The following is a 14,876-nucleotide window of genomic DNA, read 5'->3' as shown; positions in this document are numbered from 1 at the left end:
AATCAGGCGCCGGCGGCCAGGCTGTTGTGCTTGCGCTTCATGAATTCCTTGGCGGTCTCGACCGCGACGGCGGCGTCGCGGCAATAGGCGTCGGCGCCGACGGCCTTGCCGAACTCCTCGTTCAGCGGGGCGCCGCCGACCAGGACGACGTAATCGTCGCGCAGGCCCTTTTCCTTCAGCGTATCGATGACGACCTTCATGTAAGGCATCGTCGTCGTCAGCAGCGCAGACATGCCGAGAATGTCGGGCTGCTCGCGTTCGATCGCGTCAAGATAGTTTTCGACCGGGTTGTTGATGCCGAGGTCGATGACGTCGAAGCCTGCGCCCTCCATCATCATGCCGACAAGATTCTTGCCGATGTCGTGAATGTCGCCCTTGACGGTGCCGATCACCATCTTGCCGAGCTTTGGTGCGCCAGTCAGCGCCAGCAGCGGACGCAGGATGGCCATGCCGGCCTTCATCGCATTGGCCGAGAGCAGAACTTCGGGAACGAACAGAATGCCGTCGCGGAAGTCGATGCCGACGATGCGCATGCCTTCGACCAAAGCTTGCGTCAGCACGTCGTAGGGCGTCCATCCGCGGTCGAGAAGGATCTGCGTCGCTTCCTCGATCTCCTCCTTCAACCCGTCGTAGAGGTCGTCATGCATCTGTTGCACGAGCTCTTCGTCAGAAAGTTCCGCGAGAATGATTTCGTCGTCAGACATGCGCTCCATCCCGTTTTCGTGCAATGCATCAGAGGCTTGTATAAAACACTGCCGTTATTATCGATAGACCTGAACTCTGCCAAAACTCTTTTCGAATGCGACGTCGCGCTGATCAATCGCGACGGATGAAGAACAGTTGATATTGTCTATCGATGTCTGTCCTATGCTAATTGCTGGCGCATAAAGAAACGTCCGCTTGGCGGAATCGGATAGCATAGGGGCATGATAGACGCATCATGCGCAGGAGTGAGGGAACATCATGGACGATATGATTGAGCAACCGACTGCAGGAAGCGACGGCGGGCGCCGTTCTCGTAGCGAGGGCAGGGGTGCAGCGGCACGGCGCGCGTCGCGCAGCGGCGGCGGCCCTGGCCCTTCGCTCCCCTATATCACCCGCAAGATCGGCGTCTACGAAGTACTCGATGAAGAGGGCTTGCAACTCATCGAGCGCAATGCCGAGACGGTTCTCGAAGAAATCGGCATCGAGTTTCGCGACGACGCCGAAGCTCTCGCTCTGTGGAAGGAAGCCGGCGCTGATGTGCGCGGGCAGCGTGTCCATTTCCCGAGGGGGCTTTGCCGCGAGCTTCTGAAGACCGCGCCGAAGGAGTTCACCTGGCATGCGCGCAATAGCGCCCGCAACGTCCATGTCGGCGGCAAGGCGACGATCTTTGCGCCGGTCTACGGCCCACCCTTCGTGCGCGATCTCGAAGGCAACCGCCGCTATGCGACGATCGAGGATTTCCGCAACTTCGTGAAGCTGGCCTATATGGCGCCGTCGATGCATTCGTCGGGCGGCACGGTTTGCGAGCCTGTCGACATTCCGGTCAACAAGCGCCATCTCGACATGGTCTACAGCCATATCAAATATTCCGACAAGCCGTTCATGGGTTCGGTCACGGCGCCCGAGCGCGCCGAAGATACGGTCGCGATGGCAAAGATCGTCTTCGGCGACGATTTCGTCGAAAACAACTGCGTGACGCTGAACCTCATCAACGCCAATTCGCCGATGGTGTTCGACGAGACCATGCTTGGCGCGCTGAAGGTCTATGCGCGGCACAATCAGGCCTCGGTCGTGTCTCCCTTCATTCTCTCGGGCGCGATGAGCCCGGTGACGGTGGCCGGCACGCTGACGCAGATCCTGGCCGAGGTGCTGGCGGGCGCTTCCTTCACGCAGCTGATCCGCAAGGGCTCGCCGGTCCTGTTCGGCACATTCGCGGCATCCATTTCGATGCAGTCGGGCGCGCCGACCTTCGGCACGCCGGAGCCTTCGCTTGTCTCCTATGGCGCGGCCCAGCTCGCCCGCCGTCTCGGCCTGCCGTTCCGTACCGGCGGCTCGCTTTGCGGGTCGAAGGTGCCGGATGCCCAGGCCGCGCATGAATCCGCCAACACGCTGAACATGACTTTGCTGGCAGGAACTAATTTCGTGCTGCACGCGGCGGGATGGCTCGAAGGCGGCCTTGTCTCGTCCTATGAGAAGTTCATGATCGATCAGGATCAGCTCGGCATGATGCAGAAGATGGCTGAGGGTATCGACCTCTCCGACAACGGTCAGGCGCTCGATGCCATCCGCGAAGTCGGCCCCGGAAGCCACTATCTTGGCTGCGGCCATACGCAGGCGAATTTCCAGACCGCCTTCTATCGCTCGGCCCTCGCCGACAACAACTCCTTCGAACAATGGGAGATCGAGGGCCAGAAGCGCATCGAGGACCGGGCCAACGCGCTTTGCCGCTCCTGGCTCGATCACTACGAAGCGCCGCCGCTCGATCCGGCCGTCGATGAGGCGCTGATTGCCTATATCCAGAAGCGCAAGGACTCCATGCCCGACGCCTTCACCTGAAGAGAGCCCGAGGCCGCCAGGGAGCAAGGCGGTGCGACGCGTGTTGCCGATCTGATCCAGAAGGAGGTCTGGCGGCCGCACTATCAGTATAAGGGGCCACGGTGAGCCGCGGCCCCGCCATAGTCGAACAGCTCCGTGCGGCGCTTGGCGTCCACGGAGTTTTCGTTCGCGGTTGCCTGTCCTTTAGTGAAGGCGAAGGGCCGCATCTGAGCGATGGCACATCCGCCCGAAGTGTCGTCCTGCTGGGCAATATCGGCGGCTCGATCTGGCCGGCCTTTTCGAAGTGGCTGGATATGCCCGCCAACAGGATGCGCAAAGATCCCCTCGACGATTGGTCGAAGGCGATGATCCGGCCGGTCGCAAGCGAGTTGGGGGCCACGGCCTATTTTCCTTCGGACCCTCCCTGGCAACCATTCCAGCAGTGGGCGATGCGAGCCGAAGGTTTGAAGGCCTCGCCGCTCGGTATACTGATTCATCCGCTTTATGGATTATGGCATGGATATCGCGGCGCGCTGGGTTTTACCGACGTGCTGGAGGATGTCGAGATGGCGACTTCTTCCCGGCACCCATGCGATCTGTGCGTCGAAAAGCCTTGCATGGCGGTCTGTCCTGTCGATGCTGTCGGTGCGGCAGGTTTCCATGTTCAGGGGTGCCGCTCGCATTTGCGCACGCCGGAAGGGCGGGCCGGCTGCATGGTCAGCGGCTGTCTTGCACGCAATGCCTGTCCGGTCGGCGCGGGTTATCGCTATTCCGCCGAACAGCTTGCATTCCACATGGCGGCACTCCAGCTTTGATCTTCACGCATTCCCTGTTTCGCCGTATTGCGATGCGTTCCTAAGTCTGTGCTATTCACGCGGAGCTATGCGCTTGATTCGATTGATGGTCATCCTTGCCGTTCTTGCCTGCGCCGCCACCGCGTCGGCCGGCGAAAGCTGCCGCAAGGTTCAGCATCTCGGCAATGGCTATACCGTCTGCAGCTTCGATCCGGCCAGCGACGATATCCAGATTTTTCAGAACGATCGCAGCGGTAGGCCTTACGGTTCCTTCCGGGCGCTGGAAAACGATCTGCGTCAGGATCGCATCTACGTGCGCTTTGCAATGAACGGCGGCATGTATCTCGACGATCAGTCTCCCGTCGGCCTCTTCATCGAAAACGGTCGCGAAGTGAAGGCTATCAACACAAACAAGGGATGGGGCAATTTCCATCTGCTGCCGAACGGCGTCTTCTATCTTGGCTCGGGCGAAGCCGGGGTCATGGAGAGCAAAGCCTTCGCGGCGTCCGGCATCAAGCCCTTCTACGCGACGCAATCCGGCCCGATGCTGGTCGTCGATGGCAAGCTCCATCCGTCGTTTCTGGCCGACAGCACCAGCCTCAAGACAAGAAACGGCGTCGGCGTTACCGCTGACGGCAAGGTCGTGTTTGCAATTTCCGATGGCCCGGTGCGCTTCCACGATTTTGCGACGCTGTTTCGCGACGATCTGAAATGCCCGAATGCGCTGTTTCTCGACGGCAGCATTTCCAGCCTCGACATTCCGGAATGGCAGAGGCGTGACAGCCTATTTCCGCTCGGGCCGATCATTGCCGTGACGGAAATGTTGCCGGGCTGACGGGTACCGGAAACGCAAAAGGCCCCGCAACGCATTGGCATCGCGGAGCCCTCGTTTATCGCGACCAAATCTCAGACGAACTGATCGATATAGGTGAGGATGCTGAAGAGGCCGTCCTTCGGGCCAGGATTGGCCGGAAAATCCTCGGTGAAACGAAGATAGGCACGCGGCTTGCCGTCGTAGCTGCCGGTCTGCGGTGCCTCCCTTGACAGATGCTGCCGGATCGACTGCGGCAGAAGGTTTAGGGTGGCATCGTCGATGATCGGCTCGATGATGACTGGCTCGCCATTGAAGGCGATCGCTTCCGTCGCGGCGGTGGAGATGCCCGCCAGCTTCCGGATCTGGTCGTAGGATTCCGGCGGCAGCGGCGTCGGCAGGTAGGCCGCCATGCGGTGATACATGATGTAGGCTTCGACCCAGTTCTGCGCATTGACGTGCAGGCTCATGGCGACCGCCTGACGCTGCAGCATGAATTCGGTGATGCGCGGCATCAGCGAGCCGCGATAGTCAGGTGGATAGCGATTATCGCGCAGCGCCTGCGAGGCGAGATATTCGAGGCCGCCCCTGTAGCTGTCCCACTGGAACATGCATTCCTTGTTGCCCTGCTGCAGGCGCGGATCGTTGGAGACGGCGGTGACGCGGGCGAAAGGTTCCGGCATGAACAGCACGTCGGCCTTGTCCAGAGCGCGGGTCGTGTAGAGGAAGGCCCAGAAGATGAAGGGCGTCGGGCTGGAGATTGACTTCGTCAGAACGTCGCGCCGAATGATCATGAATTCGGGGAAGACGTGCTTGTCGAGAATGAATTCGAGCATCGAGCGGAAGTCGCCCTTGGTGTGACGCGTCGGATAGGAGAGGTGATAGAAAGGCTGCATGTCGCCGCCGCCCGGACGGCCATCGACCAGAAGCCACGGCGCCTGGATCATGCCGATGTTCTTATCGTCCACCATGATGCGGAGATACTCGACCACCTTTTCCGGGATCAGCAGATCGTCGTCGCCAAGAAAGACCGCGTAGTGGCCGCGGGCTCGCTGCATGGCGAAGGCATAGTTGCTGAGGAAGCCGGAGTTGCTTGCCCGGCGATAGGCGCTGATTTCCGGATGATGCGAAATCGACTGGATGTAGGCGGCGGTCTCGTCCGTAGAACAATCGTCGACGACGACGATTTCGAAGGGAAGGCCCAGCCGGCGGAATTCCTCCAAGTGGAAATTGATGTTCCGCTCGAGCATGAACTGACGGTTATAGGTCGGAACGCAGATCGAAAGGACGGGGACTTGGGCAGAAGACATCGATTTCTCCACAGTGCATCAACGCGATTCCATGCGCTGACTTTGATTTGAACATAGGACGGATTGCTTTCGCGGGGCTGGAGAGCTCTGATCGATTGGATTGCGGGAGACGCCCGCGATCCAGTTCAGTGCAAGTTCTGCTCCCTATGTTCCGGCAAGCGCATCCTGCGGTCCCGGCAGGAGGTGATTGCCCGTTTCGAGGTTGCCTCGCCCCGAAAAGCGGCTCATAGCCAGAGGCACATGGAGCGCCGATAGCCCCAGTTCGGCGTCCGTGTCAGAGTCAGGAGACCCCTGTGAGTAAAGTCAGCGTCATCATTCCCGCCTACAACGCGCAGGAATCCATCGGCGAAACCATTGCCTCCGTTCTGGAGAACCGCGACGTCCTCGAAGTGATCGTGGTCGACGATATGTCGCGCGATGCCACCGCAATGATCGTCGAGCGATACGCTCAAGGCGACCAGCGCGTGCGGCTGCTGCGCAATCCTCAAAATGGCGGGGCGGGGTACAGCCGGAATGCCGGCATGGCAGCTGCCCGTGGCGACTACTACTATTTTCTCGACGCCGACGACATGCTGGCTCATCGCTCGATCGATGAGGTCGTCTACCACATAGAAGCCAACGCGTGCGATGTGATGGTGTTTCGCTATCGTTATGTTACCGACCGGAACGGCCGTCTCGATCCGATGCTGCCGATCGACAACGACGCCTGGCAGGCGCTGGTCGGCCATGCCGATATCGGCGTTTTCACGCTCGATCAGTGCAGCCGTCTGCTCTTCACTGTGAATTTCCCATGGAACAAGATCGTCAGCGCCAAGCTTTGCCAGGAGACGGGTCTCCGCTTCTCCGAGACCCGCGTCCACAATGACATCTACGCTCACTGGCATATCTATCTGCATGCCCGGAAGATCGGCATGATGAACCGCTACCTCATAGGCCATCGTGTTTATCAGGACGGCGCGCAACTTACGAACGTCTTCACGGAAAAGCGCTTCGAGGTGTTCAAGGCATTTGCAGAGGTCGAAGCGCTGTTTGCAAGCCAGCCTCGGATGAAAGAGGCCTATTATCAGTGGTTCCTCCGCAGCAAATTCGATTTGCTGGATTGGATCTATCCGCAATTGCCGTTCGATCTGAGGGAGCGTTTCTTCGCGCTGATCCGGCAATGCTACGAAGGATATGGCCAGGCAGACTATGAGAATGTGCGCAGGCAGTCGTTCGAAACCGCCGATATCGCGTTGAGACTGAAGCAGGCGCCGCATCTGGTACTTGGCAAGACGCCAAGGTAGCCGGCTAAGATACCGCTCGCTTCTGGATCTATTCGCAACAAAAGGAGAGGCGCCGCGGCATGACCGCGGCGCCTCTCTTTCTGTTTCAGGCTGGTTTATCGGATGGCGTCGAGTTCGTTCAGGTCCAACCCGTTTTCAAATTCGTCGCGGCTGTAGATCGCAAAATCAGCCTCGGTCGATTCCTTGAACTTGTACGGGTTTTCGACGAGCTTCAGCAATGTCCATTGCGGGAACCGGTTGGCGATATCCGTGGTGAACTTGCGATGGCGCACATGCGAAGCGCCGCGAATATCCGGGCCGTCAAAATTGGAGGCGTAGATGACGACATAGCGCTGGGGCAGGGAGAAAAGCTGGTCGAGATAGTTGACGTAGATATTGTCGTCGATCAGGTGATAGAGGACGTCGAGCGACAGGGCGCAGTCGTAGGCGTCCTCATGCATTTCCCAATCCAGCGACTGATCGCCCAGCCAGACGAAGTTGTAGTTCGTCTTGTCCCTGTACATCATCATCGTGCGTTCAATGACCGTCTTCGAGACATCGAAGCCGGTATAGCGGTCGAACGAGAAATATTTCAGCTGGTTGCCATCGCCGGAGCCCATCTCCGCAAAGGATTTGAGCCCCTTCTTGCGGGCGAAGCTATTCAGGAATTGTCCCTTGTAATTGGCGAGCACGTCGTAGGAACCGGCGCCGGAATTGCCGCCGTTGCGATAGCGTCCTTCCCAATAGCCGGTGGAGTCGAAGGAAGGGGAAGCCTCCGATCGCCGCATCGGCTGTTCCAGAGGCGTGACGGGGGCAAGCCGTTCCACGGACGGCGGCGGGACAGGCTGCGGCTGCGCCGGGTAGGGCTGCTGCAACGGCTGCATTGCCACCTCGGCAACCGGCATGGCCTCGCGAATCTGGTGCACCGATATCGCCTGCGTAATGGGTGCGGGCTGCGGGATTTGCGGTGCGGGCGCCGGTCGCTGAGCCAGCCAAAGCGGGACTGGCCGCTTCATATTCGAACCGGCCTTCTGTTCCAGCGAAGGCCAAGCCAACGGCTTTGCGACCTCCGCCACCCGATCGCCCATGACGATATCGAGTTCGCGCAGCTGCTTGGCGAGCGGGAACTTCTCCTGGACATATTGCATCCACTGATGGGTCTGGCCGTTGACGATCTTTTCGACGGCTTCGTCCACCGACGAGAAGCGGATTTCATCGGGCCAGAACTCTTCCGCGCCGGGATAATCATGGACCACGGGCAGGGCGCCGACGGCCATGGCTTCGGCGATATTGTAGCCGAAGCTTTCATGCACGGAAGTCGACAAGATGACACCCTTGTCGGCGAGGAACGCCGGCATGTTGCGCTGCCAGCCGTGGAAAAACACGTTGCGGGTGAGGCCGAGCTTTTCCGTCGTGCGCTTGAGATAGGGCATCATGACGAACTCTTCCTGCTCGCCGGCCACATGCAGCGTGTAGGAAGGGTCGCGTTTCACCAGCGCGTGCATGATCTGCAGGAAGAGCGGCTGATTCTTGCGCATGAAGGGCTTGGCGGCCCAGGCGATCTTCTTCTTGTCGAGCGACGGGATCGGCTTGAACTTGTCGAGGTTGAGACCGTTCCACACGACATGGGTGCGCGTCTTCTGGGTAACGTGCGGCGCCCTGAGTTTCAGGACGCGCAGCATGTCATGCGACACCAGAATCAGATCGTCGATGGCGCCGAAGTCGATGCGTTCGGGGAAATTCGATTCCACGATCTCGAAGCGATGCCAGCGCGCGATGACGCGCTTGCCGAGGCGCTTGATATTCTGGTTGATCGCATGGACGAAGAGCTCGTTGCAGAATTCGAACCAGACGATATCGGCCCATTCCACAGCCGTCTCGATCTCCTTCAAAGTGCTTGGCTGGATCGCCATGACTTCATAGGTCTTTGACAGATGTTGGAATATATCGCCGATGAAGCTATCGACTTCGATGATTATGGCCAGCTTTTTCTTCTGATGCATCTTCTGCTACCGTAAATGAGACGAGTGGTTCTTAGTCTCGACCTGACGGACGACACGACCGACCTTCGTGTCCGCCGAGCACCGACGTTCTTGGCGATATTCCCAGCGCGATTGCCCCCGCGTAGAAATTCCAGCCCCAAGATTATGCCGGCCAACTTTCGCGAGGCTGGATTGTCCGAAATGCCTCCCCTCGGCGGCAGGCGACCTCCGATCTCCTCCACAAGCTTCGCAAAAGGAATAACGGCCAAAGTGCCGATCAAACGAGCTCGATCGCGAGCGAATCTCCGGGAGCCATATTGTCTGGCTGCTTTCCTCGGATCGGGCCGTTACCTGGGGTTCGGAATTTAGGGGACAGTCCACATGTCATTGGCAGCGAACAGCCTGCACACGCCCGCCTACGAAGCGCATCCGGCGAGCCAGATACAATGGTCCGATGCGCCGCCGGTGACCCAGGACATGTTGAGCGGCACATTCTGGGGCCTCGGCGACGTTAATCGCGGAATATTCTCACGCTTCATGGTCTTGGCGCCCGATGGCATGATCGGCAATTATTTCGATCCGGCCGTCGATTTCTGGCATGTCATGGGCGGGCGCCTCTGCCTCATCGACAGGGATGGGTTGCCCTCCGTCATTTTCGATTCCGCTCATATCGAGGGCGGCAATCTCATGGCGCTTGCCGGGCGCGGCGTCATTGGGGGCGTCGATAGCACCTATCTGCTGGTGCCTGCCGATCACCCTCCGCATCCGCTGTTTTCGACGCCGTCAGGGGTCGAGCGCAAGGCCAAGTTTCTGGCGCAGCCTCAGGAAGGGCTGCGGCGCCCTAATCTCGTGGTCGTGCCGGCCGGTTCGAAATCGCTTCATCCGCGCTGGTTCGAGAAGATCGACGATGCATCGCGCAACTGGGATCTCTGCATCGGCTATTATGGCGCGGAGACGCCGGAGGTTTCCGGCAGCCCTTACGAATATCTGGCGCATATTCCGAAGACCAAGAAGTTCAAGATCATCTACGACCTCTTCCACGAAGGCAGCCCACTCTGGAACTACGAGCGAATCTGGCTGCCGGACGACGATCTGCTGTGTGACGGCGAAGACATCAACAGGATGTTTCACCTGTCGCACAAGCATGGTCTGGATCTGGCGCAACCATCGCTGAAGAAAGGGCCAGGCTCTTACCCGAACCATCCCCTGACGGTTCAGCGGTCAAACAGCGTCGTGCGTTTCGAAGGGTTCGTTGAAATCATGTGCCCGGTCTTCTCGCGGCGCGCGCTGCATATCTGCATCGAGTCCATGCGGGATGTCGAATCGGGATATGGCCTCGACCATCTCTGGCCGTCCTTCCTCGGCCGGCCGGCGGCACGCATGGGGATCATCGATGCCATCTCTGTTGCCCACACCCGGCCGCTGGGCGCGACCTACAATGTCAATGCGGCTGTCGAAGAGCAGGCGGCACTGTTCAGGACCTATCAGTATACGCCCCTGCAATATGCCGGTGTCTGGTAAGCGTCCCGCATCTCTGTTCTCCAGCGACGGATCGGTCGATCCCGTCAGCGCAATTCTTTCCTTTGCGCTGACGTCTCCCGGATTGCCTGGTCTGACTGACGCATTCGGTTGCAGCCGCCATCAAGATTTGCCGGTACTGAAAGTTTGAAAGCATGATCGATTTTTCGAAGGTAGACCTATTGATCGTCGGCGCCGGGTTTTACGGTGCGACGATTGCGGAGCGCGTGGCGAACGAGCTGCAGAAGAACGTGCTGGTGATCGACCGACGCAGCCATATCGGCGGCAATGCCTATAGCGAATTTGATGGCGAGACCGGCATCGAGGTCCACCGTTATGGTGCGCATCTCTTCCACACGCCGAACGAAACGGTCTGGACCTATCTCAACCGTTTCACGGCATTTACCGATTATAAGCACCGGGTCTATTCGACATATCGCGATCAGGTCTATTCGATGCCGATCAATCTCGGCACGATTTCTCAATTCTTCAACCGGCGTCTTTCTCCCGATGAGGCGCGGGCACTGATCGCCGAACAGGCGGCGGAAATGGCGGGCCGCCATCCGGCGAATCTCGAAGAGAAGGCGATTTCGCTGATCGGCCGGCCCTTGTACGAAGCGTTCATTCGCGGCTACACGGCCAAGCAATGGCAGACGGACCCGCGGGATCTTCCCGAACATATCATCACGCGCCTGCCGGTCCGCTACACCTTCGACAATCGTTACTTCAACGACAAGTATGAAGGCTTGCCGGTCGACGGCTACACCGCGATTTTCGACAGGATGCTGAAGCATCCGAAGATCCAGATCGCCCTCGGCGTTGATTTCTTCTCGCTGAAATCCTCGCTGCCGGACGACCTGCCGATCGTCTATACCGGCCCGATCGACCGCTATTTCGACTATTCCGAGGGCGAGCTTGGATGGCGCACCATCGACTTCGAGAGGGAGACGCTGAATACCGGCGATTTCCAGGGCATGGCGGTCATGAACTATGCCGATGAGGCTGTGCCTTACACCCGCATTCTCGAGTTCCGCCACTTCAATCCCGAGCGCAGCTACCAGAACGAGAAGACGGTCGTGGTGCGGGAATATTCACGCTCAGCCAAGCGCGCCGACGAGCCCTATTATCCGATCGACACGCGGCAGGACAAGGAAGTCTTCCTGCGCTATCGCGAGCGTGCGGAAGCGGAAGCGAATGTCCATTTCGGTGGCCGGCTCGGCACCTACCGCTATCTCGATATGCACCAGGCCATCGGCGCGGCTTTGAAGGCATTTGACAGCCGCATCGTTCCGCATTTCACCGAAGGCCGTGCCATCGGCGGTGAGAAATAGAGAGCGGCAGGCGCGAATTCACTTTCGGCATGGTTTGAAGATGCTGCCGAGCGAAAGTCTTTATGGAAGTAATTGAATAATAAAGAGAAAGCCCGGTTGCCGGGCTTTCTTTCGTTTCGTTACGACCGTCTGCGGCGCTCGCGTGAGGGTGCGGCGCCGCCTTCGTTAGCGGTCTTGTTGCGCAGCGGACCGATCCGTTCGATGATCGTCTCCAATGTCGGGCGCGGGCCGGGGACGTAGCTGTCCAGCGCCTGCCGCATCGCGGCCAGATGGTCGCAGGACGTGCCACAGCAGCCGCCGATGATCTTGGCGCCGGCATCGCGTGCAAGGCGGGCATAGTCGGCCATCAGCGGCGGCGTGCCGGAGTAGTGGATCTCGGCGCCGCGATATTCGGGAATGCCGCAATTGCCCTTCACGACAACGATCGCTGCGGGGTCGGCTTCGGTCATGTCGAGGAGGCTCGACAGGATGTCGGAAGCGCCGACACCGCAATTGGCGCCGACTGCGAGCGGTCCTGCGCCGATATCGGTGGCGACGGCATGGATGTCCTTCGGATGCAGACCCATCATCGTCTTGCCGGCGGTATCGAAGGAGCCGGTATAGGTGTAGGGCAGGCCGACCTTGGCGGCGGCCTCGGCTGCGGCGCGGATTTCGTCCGGAGAAGACATGGTTTCGATCCAGGCGACATCGGCGCCGCCGGCCTGAAGACCTTCCATCTGCTCGACGAAGGCCGCAACGGCATCTTCGTAGGTCAAGGCGCCAAGCGGTATCAGCAGTTCGCCCGTCGGGCCGACGGAGCCGGCGACGATGACCTTGCGGTCAGCCTTGTCGGCAACGGCGCGAGCTATTTCCGCCGCCGTCTTGTTGAGGCTGTGCACGCGATCCTGTGCATGATGCAGTTTCAGGCGATGACGGGTGCCGCCGAAGGTATTGGTGAGGATGATGTCGGCGCCGGCGTCGACGAAATCCTGATGCAGCTTCGAGATCCGGTCCGGATGCTGTTCGTTCCAGAGTTCGGGCGCTTCACCCGCCTCCAGGCCCATGGCGAAGAGGTTGGTGCCCGTTGCGCCGTCGGCAAGCAGAACGCCCTTTTCGGCAAGAAGATCGGTCAAGGGATTGATGGCGACGGTCATGGCGTATCCTCGAATACATCGGGTGTTATATGTAGATATAAACATTTCTTTATGTGAAGACAACTGCGAGATGGGGCTATCTGATGTCGCTGCAGCGCCGTCGCAGAGAAAAGCGCCCTGATGAGGGCGCTTTTCCACTCGGATAACGATGGCTTTAGGCTGCGACCATCTGCGCCGTTTCGTGTGACGTCGGCGTGACCATGGATGCGATGATGCTTTGCAAATCGATCGTCCCGATCGGCTTACCGCCAGCATCGGTAACCACCGCGCCGGTCTGACCTGCCTCGGTGATCTGCTTAGCAGCGACTTCCAGTGTCATGTCGCCGGGTACGCGAGTGCCGCCCGTTTCGCCGGCGAGCGGCTTCATGATCGTCTGGGTCTGGATGACGCGGCCGCGGTTCACTTCCTTGACGAAGGCGGTGATGTAGTCGTCGGCCGGCTGCAGCACGATCTGCTGGCCGGTTCCCTGCTGTACGACCTTGCCGTCGCGCAGGATCGCGATCTTGTCGCCGAGGCGCAGAGCCTCGTCGAGATCGTGGGTGATGAAGACGACGGTCTTCTTCAACTCCTTCTGCAGGTCGAGCAGGACAGTCTGCATGTCGACGCGGATCAGAGGATCAAGCGCAGAGTAGGCCTCGTCCATCAGCAGGATGTCGGCATCGTTCGTCAGGGCGCGGGCAAGGCCGACGCGCTGCTGCATGCCGCCGGAAAGCTGGTTCGGATAATGCCTCTCGAAGCCCTTGAGCCCGACACGCTCGATCCAGTACTGGCCCTTCTTCTCGCTTTCAGCGCGCGGCACGCCCTGGATGTCCAGGCCATAGATCGTGTTCTCGATGACGGTGCGGTGCGGCAGAAGCGCGAATTTCTGAAACACCATCGCCGTCTTGTGCCGGCGGAATTCGCGCAGATCGTTTTCGTTCATCTTGCAGACGTCGACGCCGTCATAAAGGACTTCGCCGACGGTCGGCTCGATCAACCGGTTGATGTGGCGGATCAGCGTCGACTTGCCAGAGCCGGAAAGGCCCATGACGACGGTGATGGCGCCGGCCGGCATGTCGATGTTGATATCCTGCAGGCCGAGCACATGGCCATGCGTCTCGTTGAGTTCGGCCTTGCCCAAGCCGTTCTTGACCTGGTCCACATAATCGCGTCCGCGCGGGCCGAAGATCTTGTAGAGGCTTTTGATCTGGATCGCGTGACTAGCCATGAATGACCTCCGAGTGCTTCTGGAGCCTTCTGCCATAGGCCTGGCTCGTGCGGTCGAAAATGATGGCGATTGCGACCAGTGCGAAACCGTTGAGGAAGCCGACGGTGAAGAACTGGTTGTTGATCGCCTGCAGCGTATTCTTGCCGAGCCCGCCGACGCCGACCATGGAGGCAACGACGACCATGGCGAGCGACATCATGATGGTCTGGTTGATGCCGGCCATGATGGTGGGCAGCGCAAGCGGGATCTGCACGTTGAACAGCTTCTGGCGATGCGACGATCCGAAAGCGTCGGCTGCTTCCAGCACCTCCTTGTCGACGAGACGGATGCCGAGATTGGTCAGGCGGATCATCGGCGGGACGGCATAGATGACGACGGCGATGAGGCCGGGGACCTTGCCGATGCCGAAGATAACGACGACCGGAATGAGATAGACGAAGCTCGGCATGGTCTGCATGACGTCGAGGATCGGGTTGACGATCGATTGCAGCCTGTCGGAGCGCGCCATCAATATGCCGATCGGCAAGCCGATGATGATGGCGATGAGCGTACAGACCGTCACCATGGCAAGCGTTGTCATCGTATCGGTCCACAGGCCGAAGACGCCGATGAGGATCATGGAGATCGCTGTGCCAACGACAATTTTGAGATTGCGGCTGGCGGCATAGACGACGAGCATCATCGCGACGAGTATGATGAACCAGGGCGTGTTGGTGAAAACCCATTCGAGATAGTTCAGAAACCATTGCAGTGGCTGCACGATGGCATCGATAAGATTGCCATAGGCGCGCACCGACGCTCTGAAACCGTCATCGATATTCTTGCGTGCGAGACGGATGATCGACTCGTCTATTGCCGGAAAGTTGCAGAGCACATTCGGCAGGATCGTACACTGAATAGCCATGTATTTCCCCTTCTTAGTCCGGTTCTGTCCCACTCCGCTCGTGTGGCCTTCACATGCGAATGGCAATGCAGCGCTGCGACCGGTTCTTCAGGCTGCCCATCAAT

At 59.4% G+C, this 14,876-nt stretch carries 12 protein-coding genes; 6 read left to right on the top strand and 6 right to left on the bottom strand.

What is annotated here, in order from left to right; translation table 11 throughout:
- Window positions 1–2: 2 nt before the first annotated feature.
- Window positions 3–704 (bottom strand): B12-binding domain-containing protein, encoded by a 702-nt coding sequence (locus BJ928_RS25435; protein ID WP_047633207.1) that lies wholly within the window; start codon window positions 702–704, stop codon window positions 3–5.
- A 268-nt stretch (window positions 705–972) separates the two neighbouring features.
- Between BJ928_RS25435 and BJ928_RS25430 the strand changes: the two genes are divergently transcribed.
- The 3 genes from BJ928_RS25430 to BJ928_RS25420 all read left to right on the top strand — a co-directional run bounded on the left by BJ928_RS25430 (window position 973) and on the right by BJ928_RS25420 (window position 4,149).
- Window positions 973–2,541: a trimethylamine methyltransferase family protein gene (locus BJ928_RS25430; protein WP_245432535.1), complete on the top strand. Its 1,569-nt coding sequence runs from the start codon at window positions 973–975 to the stop codon at window positions 2,539–2,541.
- A gap of 101 nt (window positions 2,542–2,642) precedes the next feature.
- On the top strand, window positions 2,643–3,335 hold the full coding sequence (locus BJ928_RS25425) for a 4Fe-4S dicluster domain-containing protein (protein WP_047632878.1): 693 nt from the start codon (window positions 2,643–2,645) through the stop codon (window positions 3,333–3,335).
- Between the two features lie 85 nt (window positions 3,336–3,420).
- Window positions 3,421–4,149, top strand: a complete 729-nt coding sequence (locus BJ928_RS25420; protein WP_183079452.1) for a phosphodiester glycosidase family protein — start codon at window positions 3,421–3,423, stop codon at window positions 4,147–4,149.
- Window positions 4,150–4,220: 71 nt separating this feature from the next.
- Here BJ928_RS25420 and BJ928_RS25415 read toward each other — a convergent pair whose 3' ends face one another.
- Window positions 4,221–5,435 (bottom strand): glycosyltransferase family 2 protein, encoded by a 1,215-nt coding sequence (locus BJ928_RS25415; RefSeq protein WP_047632879.1) that lies wholly within the window; start codon window positions 5,433–5,435, stop codon window positions 4,221–4,223.
- Window positions 5,436–5,728: 293 nt separating this feature from the next.
- On the opposite strand from BJ928_RS25415, the gene BJ928_RS25410 reads away from it, so the two are divergent.
- A complete protein-coding gene (locus tag BJ928_RS25410; RefSeq protein WP_047632881.1) occupies window positions 5,729–6,718 on the top strand; it encodes a glycosyltransferase family 2 protein in 990 nt (329 codons plus the stop codon).
- 95 nt (window positions 6,719–6,813) lie between these two features.
- On the opposite strand, the gene BJ928_RS25405 is transcribed toward BJ928_RS25410, so the two are convergent.
- Window positions 6,814–8,700, bottom strand: a complete 1,887-nt coding sequence (locus BJ928_RS25405) for a glycosyltransferase (RefSeq protein WP_052227768.1) — start codon at window positions 8,698–8,700, stop codon at window positions 6,814–6,816.
- 360 nt (window positions 8,701–9,060) lie between these two features.
- Here BJ928_RS25405 and BJ928_RS25400 point away from each other — a divergent pair, with 360 nt between their 5' ends.
- Both BJ928_RS25400 and glf read left to right on the top strand, forming a co-directional pair.
- Window positions 9,061–10,200 (top strand): DUF707 domain-containing protein, encoded by a 1,140-nt coding sequence (locus BJ928_RS25400; RefSeq protein WP_052227769.1) that lies wholly within the window; start codon window positions 9,061–9,063, stop codon window positions 10,198–10,200.
- Window positions 10,201–10,352: 152 nt separating this feature from the next.
- The gene (glf, locus tag BJ928_RS25395) at window positions 10,353–11,528 is read left to right on the top strand and encodes a UDP-galactopyranose mutase (RefSeq protein ID WP_047632882.1); all 1,176 of its coding nucleotides are present in this window, start codon (window positions 10,353–10,355) and stop codon (window positions 11,526–11,528) included.
- Between the two features lie 119 nt (window positions 11,529–11,647).
- Here glf and bmt read toward each other — a convergent pair whose 3' ends face one another.
- The 3 genes from bmt to BJ928_RS25380 all read right to left on the bottom strand — a co-directional run bounded on the left by bmt (window position 11,648) and on the right by BJ928_RS25380 (window position 14,772).
- Window positions 11,648–12,661: a betaine--homocysteine S-methyltransferase gene (gene bmt, locus BJ928_RS25390; protein ID WP_047632884.1), complete on the bottom strand. Its 1,014-nt coding sequence runs from the start codon at window positions 12,659–12,661 to the stop codon at window positions 11,648–11,650.
- 154 nt (window positions 12,662–12,815) lie between these two features.
- Window positions 12,816–13,868 (bottom strand): glycine betaine/L-proline ABC transporter ATP-binding protein, encoded by a 1,053-nt coding sequence (locus BJ928_RS25385; RefSeq protein ID WP_047632885.1) that lies wholly within the window; start codon window positions 13,866–13,868, stop codon window positions 12,816–12,818.
- Window positions 13,861–14,772 carry a proline/glycine betaine ABC transporter permease gene (locus BJ928_RS25380; protein WP_047632887.1) on the bottom strand — a complete coding sequence of 304 codons (912 nt, stop codon included), beginning with the start codon at window positions 14,770–14,772 and terminating at the stop codon, window positions 13,861–13,863. The genes BJ928_RS25385 and BJ928_RS25380 overlap by 8 nt, the downstream gene beginning before the upstream one ends.
- Between the last annotated feature and the right edge of the window lie 104 nt (window positions 14,773–14,876).

The sequence above is a fragment of the Rhizobium sp. WW_1 genome (genome assembly GCF_003610155.1).
Classification (GTDB): Bacteria; Pseudomonadota; Alphaproteobacteria; order Rhizobiales; family Rhizobiaceae; genus Rhizobium; species Rhizobium tropici_A.
The sequence above is the reverse complement of the archived record's forward strand: the minus strand, read 5'-3'. Positions and strand labels throughout refer to the sequence as shown.